The organism is Enterobacter sp. MGH120, assembly GCF_001037725.1.
In the GTDB taxonomy this organism is placed as follows: domain Bacteria; phylum Pseudomonadota; class Gammaproteobacteria; order Enterobacterales; family Enterobacteriaceae; genus Enterobacter; species Enterobacter hormaechei_C.
On the sequence record NZ_KQ089940.1, the window covers coordinates 4320248 to 4334042 of the forward strand.

The 13795-nt window shown below is 56.8% G+C and carries 13 protein-coding genes; 5 read left to right on the plus strand and 8 right to left on the minus strand.

Annotation, left to right across the window (positions count from 1 at the left end; translation table 11 throughout):
* Nucleotides 1-87: 87 nt before the first annotated feature.
* Nucleotides 88-804, plus strand: coding sequence for a two-component system response regulator ArcA (arcA, locus tag SK54_RS20115; RefSeq protein WP_003856501.1), 717 nt, complete (start codon nt 88-90; stop codon nt 802-804).
* A 48-nt stretch (nt 805-852) separates the two neighbouring features.
* Here arcA and creA read toward each other — a convergent pair whose 3' ends face one another.
* Nucleotides 853-1323: a protein CreA gene (creA, locus tag SK54_RS20120; protein WP_032103047.1), complete on the minus strand. Its 471-nt coding sequence runs from the start codon at nt 1321-1323 to the stop codon at nt 853-855.
* 214 nt (nt 1324-1537) lie between these two features.
* On the opposite strand from creA, the gene robA reads away from it, so the two are divergent.
* Nucleotides 1538-2407, plus strand: coding sequence for an MDR efflux pump AcrAB transcriptional activator RobA (gene robA / locus SK54_RS20125; RefSeq protein WP_015572620.1), 870 nt, complete (start codon nt 1538-1540; stop codon nt 2405-2407).
* Here the strand turns inward: robA and gpmB are convergent.
* The gene (gpmB, locus tag SK54_RS20130; RefSeq protein WP_006810187.1) at nt 2404-3051 is read right to left on the minus strand and encodes a 2,3-diphosphoglycerate-dependent phosphoglycerate mutase GpmB; all 648 of its coding nucleotides are present in this window, start codon (nt 3049-3051) and stop codon (nt 2404-2406) included. The genes robA and gpmB overlap by 4 nt on opposite strands.
* Before the next feature lie 48 nt (nt 3052-3099).
* Between gpmB and yjjX the strand changes: the two genes are divergently transcribed.
* Nucleotides 3100-3615 carry an inosine/xanthosine triphosphatase gene (gene yjjX, locus SK54_RS20135; protein ID WP_015572619.1) on the plus strand — a complete coding sequence of 172 codons (516 nt, stop codon included), beginning with the start codon at nt 3100-3102 and terminating at the stop codon, nt 3613-3615.
* A 27-nt stretch (nt 3616-3642) separates the two neighbouring features.
* Here yjjX and trpR read toward each other — a convergent pair whose 3' ends face one another.
* Together trpR and sltY are read right to left on the minus strand one after the other, a co-directional pair.
* Complete coding sequence (gene trpR, locus SK54_RS20140; RefSeq protein ID WP_032671450.1) at nt 3643-3972, minus strand: trp operon repressor; 330 nt, start codon at nt 3970-3972, stop codon at nt 3643-3645.
* Nucleotides 3973-4027: 55 nt separating this feature from the next.
* Nucleotides 4028-5965: a murein transglycosylase gene (gene sltY, locus SK54_RS20145; RefSeq protein WP_017694548.1), complete on the minus strand. Its 1938-nt coding sequence runs from the start codon at nt 5963-5965 to the stop codon at nt 4028-4030.
* Nucleotides 5966-6191: 226 nt separating this feature from the next.
* Between sltY and ettA the strand changes: the two genes are divergently transcribed.
* Nucleotides 6192-7859, plus strand: coding sequence for an energy-dependent translational throttle protein EttA (gene ettA, locus SK54_RS20150; protein ID WP_006810191.1), 1668 nt, complete (start codon nt 6192-6194; stop codon nt 7857-7859).
* Nucleotides 7860-7987: 128 nt separating this feature from the next.
* Here ettA and SK54_RS20155 read toward each other — a convergent pair whose 3' ends face one another.
* Entirely contained in the window at nt 7988-8887 is a 900-nt protein-coding gene (locus SK54_RS20155; RefSeq protein WP_045339640.1) for a LysR family transcriptional regulator, read from the minus strand.
* 108 nt (nt 8888-8995) lie between these two features.
* Between SK54_RS20155 and SK54_RS20160 the strand changes: the two genes are divergently transcribed.
* A complete protein-coding gene (locus SK54_RS20160; RefSeq protein WP_017383828.1) occupies nt 8996-9997 on the plus strand; it encodes a zinc-binding alcohol dehydrogenase family protein in 1002 nt (333 codons plus the stop codon).
* An 83-nt stretch (nt 9998-10080) separates the two neighbouring features.
* Here the strand turns inward: SK54_RS20160 and nadR are convergent, their stop codons facing one another.
* The 3 genes from nadR to serB all read right to left on the minus strand — a co-directional run bounded on the left by nadR (nt 10081) and on the right by serB (nt 13778).
* A complete protein-coding gene (nadR, locus tag SK54_RS20165) occupies nt 10081-11313 on the minus strand; it encodes a multifunctional transcriptional regulator/nicotinamide-nucleotide adenylyltransferase/ribosylnicotinamide kinase NadR (protein WP_015572616.1) in 1233 nt (410 codons plus the stop codon).
* Between the two features lie 35 nt (nt 11314-11348).
* The gene (gene radA, locus SK54_RS20170) at nt 11349-12734 is read right to left on the minus strand and encodes a DNA repair protein RadA (protein WP_017383829.1); all 1386 of its coding nucleotides are present in this window, start codon (nt 12732-12734) and stop codon (nt 11349-11351) included.
* 75 nt (nt 12735-12809) lie between these two features.
* Nucleotides 12810-13778: a phosphoserine phosphatase gene (serB, locus tag SK54_RS20175; protein ID WP_003856524.1), complete on the minus strand. Its 969-nt coding sequence runs from the start codon at nt 13776-13778 to the stop codon at nt 12810-12812.
* Between the last annotated feature and the right edge of the window lie 17 nt (nt 13779-13795).

Genomic DNA, 13795 nt, shown 5'->3' on the forward strand with positions numbered 1-13795 from the left:
GATCATGTTAATTTGCGACATGCATCAGGCAGGTCAGGGACTTTTGTACTTCCTGTTTCGATTTAGTTGGCAATTTAGGTAGCAAACATGCAGACCCCGCACATTCTTATCGTTGAAGACGAGTTGGTAACACGCAACACGTTAAAGAGCATTTTCGAAGCAGAAGGCTACGATGTCTTTGAAGCGACCGATGGCGCAGAGATGCATCAGATCCTTTCTGAAAATGATATCAACCTGGTGATTATGGATATCAACCTGCCGGGCAAAAACGGGCTTCTTCTGGCGCGCGAACTGCGTGAACAGGCGAACGTCGCGTTGATGTTCCTGACGGGCCGTGACAACGAGGTTGATAAAATTCTTGGTCTGGAAATCGGCGCGGATGACTACATCACCAAGCCGTTCAACCCTCGCGAGTTAACCATTCGTGCACGCAACCTGCTGTCCCGCACCATGAATCTGGGTACGGTAAGTGAAGAGCGTCGTAGCGTCGACAGCTACAAATTCAACGGCTGGGAACTTGATATCAATAGCCGTTCGCTGATTAGCCCGAACGGTGAGCAGTACAAACTGCCGCGCAGTGAATTCCGCGCGATGCTGCACTTCTGCGAGAACCCGGGCAAGATTCAGTCCCGTGCAGAACTGCTGAAGAAAATGACCGGTCGTGAGTTGAAGCCACACGATCGTACCGTTGACGTAACCATCCGTCGTATTCGTAAGCACTTCGAATCTACGCCGGATACGCCGGAAATCATCGCCACGATCCATGGTGAAGGCTATCGTTTCTGCGGTGACCTCCAGGAGTAATTCTCCCGTCACGCAGTAAAAAACGGCGCATTTGCGCCGTTTTTTTTATCAATGCCACGGCATAATCGGTACCGCGCTTATCGCGTTTTTCGGTGAGCCGTCCACGACTTTGTCGGAATAAGCCAGATAAGCCAGGGTGTTACGCTTCGCGTCATAAAAACGGACCACCTGTAGCTTTTTGAACACCAGCGAGGTCCGTTTCTGGAATACGACGTCGCCCTGCGCTTTGCCGTTTTTGATTTTGTCACTCAATTCCACCGGGCCAACCTGCTGGCAGGAGATGGCCGCGTCAGACGTGTCTTCAGCCAGCCCCAGGCCGCCTTTAATCCCGCCGGTCTTTGCCCGGCTGACATAGCAGGTGACGTTTTTAACGTCCGGATCGTCAAAGGCTTCCACCACAATTTTGTGGTCCGGCCCAAACATTTTAAACACAGTATCCACGGAGCCAATTTGCTCCGCCTGTGCCACGCGCCCTGCCATCAGCGCCAGTGCTGTAAAGACTAAAACCTTGTATTTCATATTGTTACCATTCATAAAAATTACGCTGAGCGATTATTCAACAGGTTAGATAAAAATGTAGCAAGATCACAGGATTAGAATATATCCGCACATAAATCACTACAAAAAGCATTTATGCGCAAAAAAAACACTGAATGCTAAAACGTCAAAAAATGCTATTATCCGCTAACCTGTAAACAGGCACCTGCGGCAGTTTTAAGGATGAGGATAGTATATGGATCAGGCTGGAATTATTCGCGACCTGCTCACCTGGCTGGAAGGTCATCTCGACCAGCCTTTGTCACTGGATAATGTGGCGGCAAAAGCAGGCTATTCCAAGTGGCATCTGCAAAGGATGTTCAAGGATGTCACCGGTCATGCTATCGGTGCCTATATTCGCGCACGTCGTTTATCAAAGTCTGCTGTCGCGTTGCGCCTGACCGCGCGACCAATCCTGGATATTGCCCTGCAATATCGCTTCGATTCACAGCAAACCTTCACCCGCGCCTTTAAAAAACAGTTCTCGTTAACGCCAGCGCTTTATCGCCGCTCGCCGGACTGGAGCTCCTTTGGTATGCGTCCGCCGCTGCGTCTGGGCGAGTTTGCGATGCCAAAATATGAAATCATCACCCTGCCGGAAACGCACCTGGTCGGCACCACGCAGAGCTACTCCTGTTCCCTGGAGCAGATCTCCGAGTTCCGCCATCAGATGCGCGTTCAGTTCTGGCGCGAATTTTTAAGCCATGCTCCGGCGCTCCCGCCGATTCTGTATGGCCTGAACGAAACGCATCCCAGCCAGGAAAAAGACGACGAGCAGGAGGTGTTCTATACCACGGCGCTGACGCCTGACATGGCGAACGGTTACATTCATGGCTCGAAGCCTGTCGTGCTGGAAGGCGGCGAGTATGTGATGTTCTCATACGAAGGTTTAGGAACGGGCGTTCAGGAGTTCATCCTGACCGTTTACGGGACCTGCATGCCGATGCTGAATCTGAATCGCCGTAAAGGTCAGGACATTGAGCGCTACTATCCGGCGCAAGATGCTAAACCGGAAGAAGGCCCTATCAATCTGCGTATGGAATTCCTGATTCCGGTACGTCGTTAACGCTGCAATTCGTCCAGAGCAGGGGCATCAAGATGCGAAATGTCCCCTGCCATCTCAACTACCCACCCCGATGCCAGCCAGGCACTTTCCTGATAGTCGATACGGGAAATGGAACAGTTGCGCAGACGCAAACGGCGTTCGGCGTAAGCCGGCAGTCCCAGAATGGTGCTCACCAGGCAACCCAGCGCGATACCGTGGCTCACCAGCAGCGGTCGGCTACCTGCCGGGAGTTTCAGGCACTCGGCCAGCGCGGCATGCATGCGCACGCTCAGCTCCTGCATGGATTCCCCTTCAGGGATGCGACCATCTTCAGTGCCGTTCACCAGCGTGCGGCGCCAGCCTTCTTCGGTTTCCGTCAGCGTATCGATAGGACGTTTTTCCAGCACGCCCATATCCAGCTCGCGCAGACGCGGTTCGAGGGTCACGTCGCAGCCACAGGCATCGGCGATGATGCGTGCCGTCTGCTGCGTGCGGCCTAAATCACTGGAGATGACGTGAGTGATACCCAGCGTTCTGGCGCGCTCCGCCACCTGCCATGCTTGCTGCACACCTTTGTCGGTGAGAGGACTATCTGACTGGCCTTGAATACGTCGCTCGGCGTTCCACTGCGTTTCACCGTGGCGAACAAGGTATACCTGTAACATGCTTTTTTTCCGTTATACTGCGATGAATTTTTTAAATCGAGCTTAATTATGCACCATGTTGTCTCTGCTACCACCAATCCTGCCAAAATTCAGGCAATTCTAAGGGCATTTGAAGAGATCTTCGGCGAAGGATCCTGCCATATTGACGCCGTCGGCGTCGAGAGCGGTGTGCCGGAACAGCCGTTTGGCAGCGAGGAAACACGCGCTGGCGCACGAAATCGCGTGGCTAATGCAAAAGCCGCCGCGCCAGACGCTGACTTCTGGGTCGCGATTGAAGCAGGCATCGACGAAGGGGCGACCTTCAGCTGGGTTGTCATCGAAAGCCGTGAGCAGCGCGGCGAAGCGCGTTCTGCCACGCTGCCGCTGCCGGAAGTCATACTGGAGAAAGTCCGCGCGGGTGAGGCGCTGGGGCCGGTAATGTCGCACTACACCGGCATTGATGAAATTGGTCGTAAAGAGGGGGCGATTGGCGTCTTTACGGGTGGCAAGCTTACGCGTTCAGGCGTTTACCACCAGGCCGTTATTCTGGCGTTAAGTCCGTTCCATAACGCGATTTATCGTTAAGTTTGCAGGCCGGATAAGGCGAAGCCGTCATCCGGCGTTTTTCAGCAATACCGCTTCCAGCCACTGACGCAGTTCAACCGGCGCCGACTTCAGGCTGTTTGAACCACGGGTGATGGTCGCGATGCCCGCGCCCAGCTCGTTTTTCAGCTCGCGCTGGCTCATTTCGCCGCGCAGCAGTTCCTCAATAATGCGTACCCGCGTGCCCAGCGCTTCGCGTTCATCGGGCGTCATCATCAGCTGTAGCAACGGTAAATGCAGATCTTTGTCGTAAGACTGGCGGAGCAACTCCACAAAACGAAGCCACTCCTGATGACGCTGTTCGGCCATGGCCGAGGAATACGGGGAATGCTGGGTCATGTTATGCTGCCTCTTGTACTCATTAGCGAGTACAGCATAACACAACCCGCGCCGATCAGTAACGTCTCTGCCACTCGGCATCGCTCATCAGGGTATCTTTCTGCCCCATGAAGTAGCGATAGTAGGCGTCATAAGCCAGCACATTCTTCACATAGCCGCGCGTTTCCGAGAACGGAATGCTCTCGACAAACGCCACGGCGTCGATGCGCCCTGCGCTGTTGCCAAGCCATGTCCGCACGCGGCCAGGCCCGGCATTGTACGCCGCTGACGCGAAGATACGGTTATTACCGAACTGCTGATAGACGTACTGCAAGTAGCTGGTACCGATGTTGATGTTAGTCTCCGGATCCAGCAGCTGGGACGGGCTGCTGTAGCCTGGAATATTAAACATCTTCACCGTGTGCGTCGCGGTACCCGGCATAATCTGCATCAGGCCGCTGGCACCCACCGGAGAACGCACTTTCGGGTTCCAGGCGCTCTCCTGACGGGCAATGGCCATCGCGTAGCTTTGCGGAATATCTTTGCCGCTGGTGTAGCGATCGAACAGATCCTTATAAGCCAGCGGGAAACGCTCTTCGAGATGATCCCACAGTTTGCCGGCGATCGTCGCCTGCACGCTCAGATCCCACCAGCGATTATCAAATGCATAGCGGGCAAGCTGCGCTTTCTCATCGGTGGTACGGCTGGTGACCAGATTCGCCCATTCGCTGCGCGCGGTATTATCCAGATTCCAGTACATCAGCTCGCGCACGCGCGCCATTTCCGGCCCCTGCGTCAGCGCCGGGTTCGCGTTGGCTGGCGCTTTGTCGATCTTCAGGGTGTACTCCTCGCCCAGACGCTGCGCCGCCGCCATCGGGTAGAATCCACGCTGCTGCATCAGGGAGTGGAGGATCTCTTTGGCTTCATCTTCACGACCACGTTCCAGCAGCATGTCCGCCTGCCAGTAACGCCATTCATCTTTCTCTTTGGCATCCATCGGCAGACGCGCCAGCCAGGTATTGAGGCCACGACGATCGCCCGTTCCCAGCGCCATGCGCACGCGACGCTCCACCAGCGAGACAGAGTTCGAACGCATCACCGCATCGTCACGCCAGCGCGCCTGTTCGTCGGTGACATCTGTCCCCATCAGTCGCCATGCCACGATATCGCGCAGCTCCTGAGTTTGATCGTCATTAAGCTGCTGGGCCTGCACCAGCTGCGGGATCATCAGCCGGGCGTTTTCCACATCATCACGCGCCACGCTGGCAAAGGCCACCGCCGCCATCTGGCGGGTAAAATCGGTCGCGCCGGTAGTACGCGCAAACGTCAGCACGGTATTGGGATCGTTTGCCAGACTGATAACGGCAGACGCAATAGTCTGATAATCTGCGGGCATCTGGCCCGCCAGCACGGTGACCAGCCGGGTGTTTCCGGCCTTCATCGCCAGGCGAATACGTTCCAGGTAAGAGAGCGGATCCTGCTTGCCCGAGGCGCGCCAGGCGCTGAACAGCGGGTCACAGGCGTTTGGCTGGCTTTTGCCCGTCAGCCACAGCTCTTTCGCGCCGGTCCAGGCTTCCTCCTGCTGACCGGTCGCCCATTTCGCATAATAGTAATTACACTGCGCTTCCGTCGCGCCCGGTTTATCCGGGCTGAAGGCCAGCAGGCCGCGCCAGTCTTCGCGACGGGCCAGCTCGTTCACAAACCGGGACTTCAGGGTGCGCGCAGGCGGCAGGGTCGGGTTCGCCTGAATGAAGTTATTCACGGTGACGGTCGGTTGATTCATGAGATCGTCCGTGATCTGACGATACTCAAGATACGGATACAGCGGATAATCCTTCAGCGTCGGCATCAGCGCCTGCACGGTATCCATCTGCTTGTTGTCCCATGCCTGTTTAATCTGGGCATAGCGGTTACGTTGTTCATCCAGTGAATCGGCATGCACCGCCTGGCTTACCGCCATTACGCATACGCTGGCAGCCAGCAGACGCCAGACCACCCGTTTGGCTTTTTCCACAAGCTCTTCCTCATTGTTTTTCGTCAGTTGCAGCGTCTTGCCACGTCAAAGTTACATCAACTTATGCTAACCAGGCATCCCACAACGCGCCACGTCATGGACACTTTTTTACCTTTCTTGCGCGTTTTAACACTCCCGACGTTCCTGGCTGGGATTAGGGCGTGAAAAAGGCTACACTTCGAGGCTGAAATTCATTCTCATCACGATAAAAGAGGCGAAGTCCAACGTGGCTCAATTCGTTTATACCATGCATCGTGTCGGCAAAGTTGTCCCGCCGAAACGTCATATTCTTAAAAATATCTCGCTGAGCTTCTTCCCGGGCGCAAAAATCGGTGTTCTGGGTCTCAACGGTGCCGGTAAGTCCACCCTGCTGCGCATCATGGCCGGCATCGATACAGACATCGAAGGTGAAGCCCGTCCGCAGCCTGGCATTAAGATCGGCTACCTGCCGCAGGAACCTCAGCTGAACCCGGAACACACCGTGCGTGAATCCGTTGAAGAAGCGGTATCCGAGGTGGTTAACGCCCTGAAAGGTCTGGATGAAGTGTATGCCAAATACGCCGAGCCGGATGCGGACTTCGACAAACTGGCCGCTCAGCAGGGCAAATATGAAGAGATTATCCAGGCGCACGACGGTCACAACCTGAACGTGCAGCTGGAGCGCGCGGCCGATGCCCTGCGTCTGCCAGACTGGGATGCGAAAATCGCTAACCTGTCCGGTGGTGAACGCCGCCGCGTGGCGCTGTGCCGCCTGCTGCTGGAAAAACCAGACATGCTGCTGCTCGACGAACCAACCAACCACCTGGATGCGGAATCCGTGGCGTGGCTGGAGCGCTTCCTGCACGACTTCGAAGGCACCGTGGTGGCGATTACCCACGACCGTTACTTCCTCGACAACGTTGCGGGCTGGATCCTGGAGCTGGACCGCGGCGAAGGTATTCCGTGGGAAGGCAACTACTCCTCCTGGCTGGAACAGAAAGATCAGCGTCTGGCGCAGGAAGCATCTCAGGAAGCGGCGCGTCGTAAGTCTATCGAGAAAGAGCTGGAGTGGGTGCGTCAGGGCGCGAAAGGCCGTCAGTCCAAGGGCAAAGCCCGTCTGGCACGCTTCGAAGAGCTAAATAACACTGAATACCAGAAACGTAACGAAACCAACGAACTGTTTATTCCACCTGGCGCACGTCTGGGGGATAAAGTGGTTGAAGTGACCAACCTGCGTAAGTCCTACGGCGACCGTCTGCTGATCGACGACCTGACCTTCTCCGTGCCGAAAGGCGCTATCGTTGGCATTATCGGTCCGAACGGCGCAGGTAAATCAACCCTGTTCCGCATGATGTCCGGTCAGGAACAGCCTGACAGCGGCTCTATCACCCTGGGTGAAACCGTGAAGCTGGCTTCCGTGGACCAGTTCCGCGACGCAATGGATAACAGCAAAACCGTGTGGGAAGAGGTTTCCGGCGGTCTGGATATCATGCGTATCGGCAACACCGAGATGCCAAGCCGCGCTTACGTTGGCCGCTTTAACTTTAAGGGCACTGACCAGGGCAAACGCGTGGGCGAGCTGTCCGGCGGTGAGCGCGGTCGTCTGCACCTGGCGAAGCTGCTCCAGGTTGGCGGCAACGTTCTGCTGCTTGATGAACCTACCAACGACCTGGACATCGAAACCCTGCGCGCGCTGGAAAACGCCCTGCTGGAGTTCCCGGGCTGCGCGATGGTTATCTCGCACGACCGCTGGTTCCTGGACCGCATCGCAACCCACATCCTGGACTACCAGGACGAAGGTAAAGTGGAGTTCTTCGAAGGTAACTTCACCGAATACGAAGAGTACAAGAAACGCACGCTGGGCGCAGACGCGCTGGAGCCGAAGCGTATTAAGTACAAGCGTATTGCGAAATAAAAGCAAAACGGCAACTTCGGTTGCCGTTTTTTATGTTTGTACCCTCTCCCCGTGGGAGAGGACCAGGGTGAGGGCATCAGGCCGCACAGTGTGTAGGCCGGGTAAGGCGAAGCCGCCACCCGGCTTTTTTATTTGCCCACGTAATACCGCTTCACCTCATCAAACTGCATCGCAAAGTCGATATAGCTCATCAGCGCAGGCGAATTGAGCTTACGGCTCGGGTAGGCCAGCCAGAGATCGTTTCCCTCAACGCTCCACGCCGGCAGCACCTTCACCAGCGCGCCCTTTTCGATCTTATCTTCCAGCAGGAATGCGGGTAACAGCGTGATCCCCGCCCCGGCAATGGCGCATTCCCGGGCGTACACCAGGTTATCGGTCATATGGGCGTTATCCGGCAGGTAGCGGTAATCCTCATTCTCGCTTCGCAAAAGCCACTCCGACCATGCCCGGTGCGTAATGCAGCGGTGCTCCACCAGCTGTCGGGGATGGATTAACGGCGCCCGACGCGCCAGGTAGTGGGGCGAGGCCAGCATGTAGCGCGGACAGTGCCCAATCATGCGGCCAATCAGGGAAGAATCCTGCGGTTTGCCGGTGCGCAGCGCCACGTCAAAGCCAGACTCGACCAGATCCACCACATCGTCTGAGATCGACACATCCAGCGACACGTCCGGATAGCGAAGCTGGAACTCCGCATTCATATGCGCCAGCAGCGTCGCGCCAATTCCCGCCGGACAGGTGATCCGCAGCCGCCCGCTGGGGTTTTCGCGCAGCCGCTGAATGGCATACTCCGCGCGCTCGCTGGCCGCCAGCATTTCACGACAGTGCACCAGATAGTGTTCGCCCGCAAACGTCAGGCTTATTCTGCGCGTGGTGCGATTCAACAGACGGATCCCCACCTGTTGCTCCAGCTGGCTAATCCGCTGGCTGACGCTGGATTTCGGCAGTTCCGCCTTCTGCGCCGCCGCGGTAAAGCTGCCCATCTCAGCCACCAGCGCAAACAGCGCCATATCCTGAAGCTGTTTAAACATGATTGTTCACCCTGTACGAACGCTGAGTTCTTGATTGTCCATCTTATCATGCAGCTGACCACTTAATAGACTAGCCTCAACAAAACGCATGCCATTGAGGAGCACACCATGTCAGTGAAAGCCATTGCCGTTAACCCGGAAAATCCGTCCACCTTCGTTGAAATCACTCCGCCGATGCCGCAGCCCGGTGAACACGATCTGCTGGTGGAGGTAAAAGCCGTCTCCGTAAACCCGGTGGACACCAAGGTACATGCAGGCATTGCCAAAAGCGGACTGAAGGAGCCGCGCATTCTCGGGTGGGATGCCAGCGGTATCGTACAAGCCGTTGGGGCTGGCGTCACCGGATTCAAACCGGGTGACGAAGTGTGGTACGCGGGGGATATCACCCGTCCGGGCAGTAATACCACGCACCAGCTGATCGATGCGCGCATTGTCGGGCACAAGCCTGCAAGCCTTGACTGGGCCGCCGCGGCTGCACTGCCGCTGACGGCGCTCACCGCGTGGGAAGGCCTGTTTGAACGGCTGAAGATTCAGGATGCCGACGCAGATAAAACGCTGCTGATAATTGGCGGCGCGGGTGGAGTCGGATCGCTGGCGATCCCGTTTGCGAAGCACAACAGCAAGGTGAAGATCGTCGCAACCGCTTCACGAGAAGATTCCGCCCGGTGGTGTCGCGATCGCGGGGCTGACATTGTTGTAAATTACCGCGACCTGAAGGGAGAACTGGCGAAACAGGGGCTCACCTTTGTGGATTACATTTTTATCCTCAACGATACCGACGGGCACTGGGATGCGGTCAGCGATCTGATTGCCCCTCAGGGAGACATTTGTTCCATCGTTGAAAACGCGCATCCGCTGAACCAGGACAAGCTGAAGTCCAAATCTGCCGCCCTGCACTGGGAGTTTATGTACACCCGCAGCATGTACCAGACTGCGGATATGGCGCGTCAGGGTGAGATTTTAGATGAGGTGGCGAAGCTGGTGGATAACGGCGTGGTGGAAAGCTCGCTCAGCGAAACGCTGCACGGGCTAAGCGTGGAAAGCATTACCGAAGCGCACCGCAGGGTGCTGGAGGGGCATATGCGTGGGAAGGTGGTGGTTGAGTATTGAGTGGACTGATTCCCTCACCCCGGCCCTCTCCCAAAGGGAGAGGGCGATTAAAGCCCCCTCTCCTGGTGGGAGAGGGGAAGTTATTAACCCTGCTCCCCCATCATCTCCTTCACCAGCTCGACGCAGCGCAGGAAGCGGGAGTCGTAGTCCGACTCTTCCACATGTACAAACTCAACGTTGTTCTCGTTAAGCATCTCTACCAGCATGGTCTGGAACTCCCTCCTGTCCACCGAGCTGCCCAGGCTGCGCATGCCGTCGGCCACCCACGGGGTGTTGTTTTCCAGCAGGATCACCAGGTCAAAGCGGTATTCGTCAATCAGCGCCTGCACAAACGGGTGCTCGCGCCCTTCGTACTTTTTGCAGAACGCCTGCGTGGTGACGAAATCGGTATCAATAAAGGCAACTTTATTGGCGTATTTCACCGCGAAATCAATGTACTGGGCATGACCGAGCGCGATTTTATCGTAGTCGGAATACTGCAACGCCATCTCGTCGCCGCCAAGGTGTGAGAAGACGTAATCGCGGCCATACTCCCACGCACTGGTGGTATTGAAGATGTTAGCCAGCTTATTTACCAGCGTCGATTTCCCGCTCGACTCGCCGCCGAGGATCGCCACCGTACGCACGAAGAACGGCTTCACCTCGGTCGGGATGTAGTCCCAGTAACGGAACGGGTTCTCGCGGATCTGCGCCCCGCTGATGTTCATGAAGGTGCGTTTAGGATCGATCAGCACCGTCTCAATGCCCAGATGCTCACGGAACTGCGGCGCGTCGGACTCTTCAGAGGTGTAGATCCAGTTAGGCGCAATGCCCTTCTCTTCCATAAACGCTTTGATGCCGTTGCTCCACACGTCCCAGCCGTGCGGATACGGCTCCATGCCCTCTTCGTTAAAGGCATGAATACGAATATTTTTCTGATATTTAAAGGTCTGAAGCAGCCAGCGCAGGCGGTCCGGCACGGTGGGCTGCTGCGACATGGCGCTGTCTTCAAACAGCTGGCGATCGCGGGTTTCATCATAACCCATGATGATATGCAGTTCGTCGACCTGGCTACAGGCGCGCTGGATCAGATAGATATGCCCGGTATGCAGCGGGTAGAACTTACCGAACACCACGCCAATGTTCTTTTGCATCCGCGGAAATTCAAGCCCCAGAAAACGGTGCAGCGCTTCCAGCTTCTGCGCGCTGGGGCTTTTGATTTTGGCGTTCAGCAGTTGGCTCAGGTAGCCCTTGGTCATGCCGCTGGCGTCCGCCACCTGCTGCAACGTGCAGCCCTTCTGGCGGATAGCGGTCTTGATGTAGTCAAATGATGACATAAATTACGGTGCCTCCTGCAAAATCGAATACGTAATTATAAGTCGTCAAAGACATTTAACGCATCTGCAAGTTTTTTAACGCCAAAAACCTGCATCCCTTCCGGAATTTTTTTCGGCACGTTGGCGGCCGGAACAATCGCGCGGCGGAAGCCATGTTTTGCCGCTTCGGAGATACGCTCCTGACCGCTCGGCACCGGGCGGATCTCGCCGGCCAACCCTACCTCACCAAATACCACCAGATCCTGCGGCAACGGTCTGTCGCGCAGGCTGGAGACCATTGCCAGCAGCAGCGCCAGGTCCGCGCTGGTTTCCGTAACCTTCACCCCACCAACCACGTTGACGAACACATCCTGATCCGCCATTTGCAGACCGCCGTGACGGTGCAGCACCGCCAGCAGGATCGCCAGGCGGTTCTGTTCCAGACCGACCGCCACGCGCCGCGGGTTGCCCATCATCGATTGATCCACCAGCGCCTGAATTTCAACCAGCAGCGGACGCGTCCCCTCCCACAGCACCATCACCGAACTACCGGACGTGATCTCGTCGCCACGGCTCAGGAAGATGGCCGACGGGTTGCTGACTTCGCGAAGCCCCTGCTCGGTCATGGCAAACACGCCCAGCTCATTCACCGCGCCGAAGCGGTTTTTATGGCTGCGCAGGGTACGAAAACGGGAATCCGCATCGCCATCGAGCATCACCGAGCAGTCGATACAGTGTTCAAGCACTTTCGGTCCCGCCAGCGAGCCGTCTTTGGTCACATGACCAACCATCACAATCGCCACGCCGCGCGTTTTGGCAAAGCGCGTCAGGTAGGCCGCGGTTTCACGCACCTGCGCCACGCTTCCCGGTGACGACTGAATGTCAGCCATATGCATCACCTGAATGGAGTCAATCACCATCAGCTTCGGCTGCTCTTCTTCGGCGATCATGCAGATCTGCTCGATGCTGGTTTCCGAAAGCATATTCAGATTGCCGGTCGGCAGGCCGAGGCGGTGCGCGCGCATCGCCACCTGCTGGAGTGATTCTTCCCCCGTGACGTACAGGGTTTTCATCTGTTCGGCTAGCTTGCAGAGCGTTTGCAGCAGCAGGGTCGATTTACCCGCGCCCGGGTTACCGCCGATCAGAATGGCGCTGCCCGGCACTACGCCACCGCCGAGCACGCGGTCAAATTCTTTGAATCCGGTGGAAAAGCGCGGCAGCGCTTCCAGGCTGATATCCGAAAGTTTTTGTACCTTCGACACGCCTGCATTGCCCGCATAGCCGCTCAGCCGTTCATTGCGGGCCACGCTCGGAGAAGCCGCCACACCACGCACTTCGGTGATGGTGTTCCAGGCATGACAGGCGCTGCATTGCCCCTGCCAGCGCGGATAATCCGCACCACATTCATTACAGACAAATGCGCGTTTTGGAGCTTTCGCCACGGTTTACCTCGTTATTTCTGTGCGGTCTGCGCGCCGGGTGGCGCTGACGCTTACCCGGCCTACAAAAGCAGGCCGCTATTTTTGATTAATGCTGCCGGAGAGAATACAGAACACCCCCATCAGATCAGCATGACGGATAGTGACTTCCGTCTTTTCATTCACTTTCGGCTTGGCATGGTAGGCAATACCCAGCCCGGCAACTTTGATCATCGGCAGATCGTTCGCGCCATCGCCGATGGCGACGGTCTGCTCGACCGGAATGGCATATTTCTCCGCCAGACGCGTCAGCGTATTGGCTTTGTACTGCGCATCCACGATGTCGCCGATGACCTGTCCGGTGAGTTTGCCGTCCATGATCTCCAGCTCGTTTGCCACCACGGTGGTCAGACGCAGCTTGTCACGCAGGTAGTCGGCAAAGAAGGTGAACCCGCCGGAGGCAATCGCCACTTTCCAGCCGAGCGTCTCCAGCTTGAGCACCAGCTGCGTCAGCCCAGGCATCAGGGGCAGTTCATCGCGCACCTGACGCAAAATGTTAGCATCGGCCCCCTTCAGGGTCGCCACGCGCTGTCTCAGGCTGGCGGTGAAATCCAGCTCGCCGCGCATCGCGCGCTCGGTGACTTCCGCCACCAGCTCGCCGCTGCCCGCCAGTTTAGCAATCTCGTCAATACATTCGATCTGAATGGCGGTGGAGTCCATGTCCATTACCAGCAGGCCGGGCGTTTTCAGGTGCGGAATTTTGCCGAGGGGGGCAACGTCCAGCCCGGCGTCGTGCGCCAGACGCGTGGCGCGCTGCGTCAGGGAACCCGCCAGGCGAATAACCTGATAATCTTCCACGCACCAGGCCGCAACGATGACCATCGCTGCGCCCAGTTTGGTTTGATACTGGGTGAGGCGTTGCTTATCCAGGCCGCGTCCGTACAGCAGCCAGCCGCTACGGCCAGCGTGGTAATCGAGAGGCATCACCTCATCGCCACTTAAAGAGAGCGGCAATCCTGGCCATAAAGAGACATCCGTTGGCAGGTCGCACCAGGTAATGTTCGGCATTGAAGCTCCTGTAATTT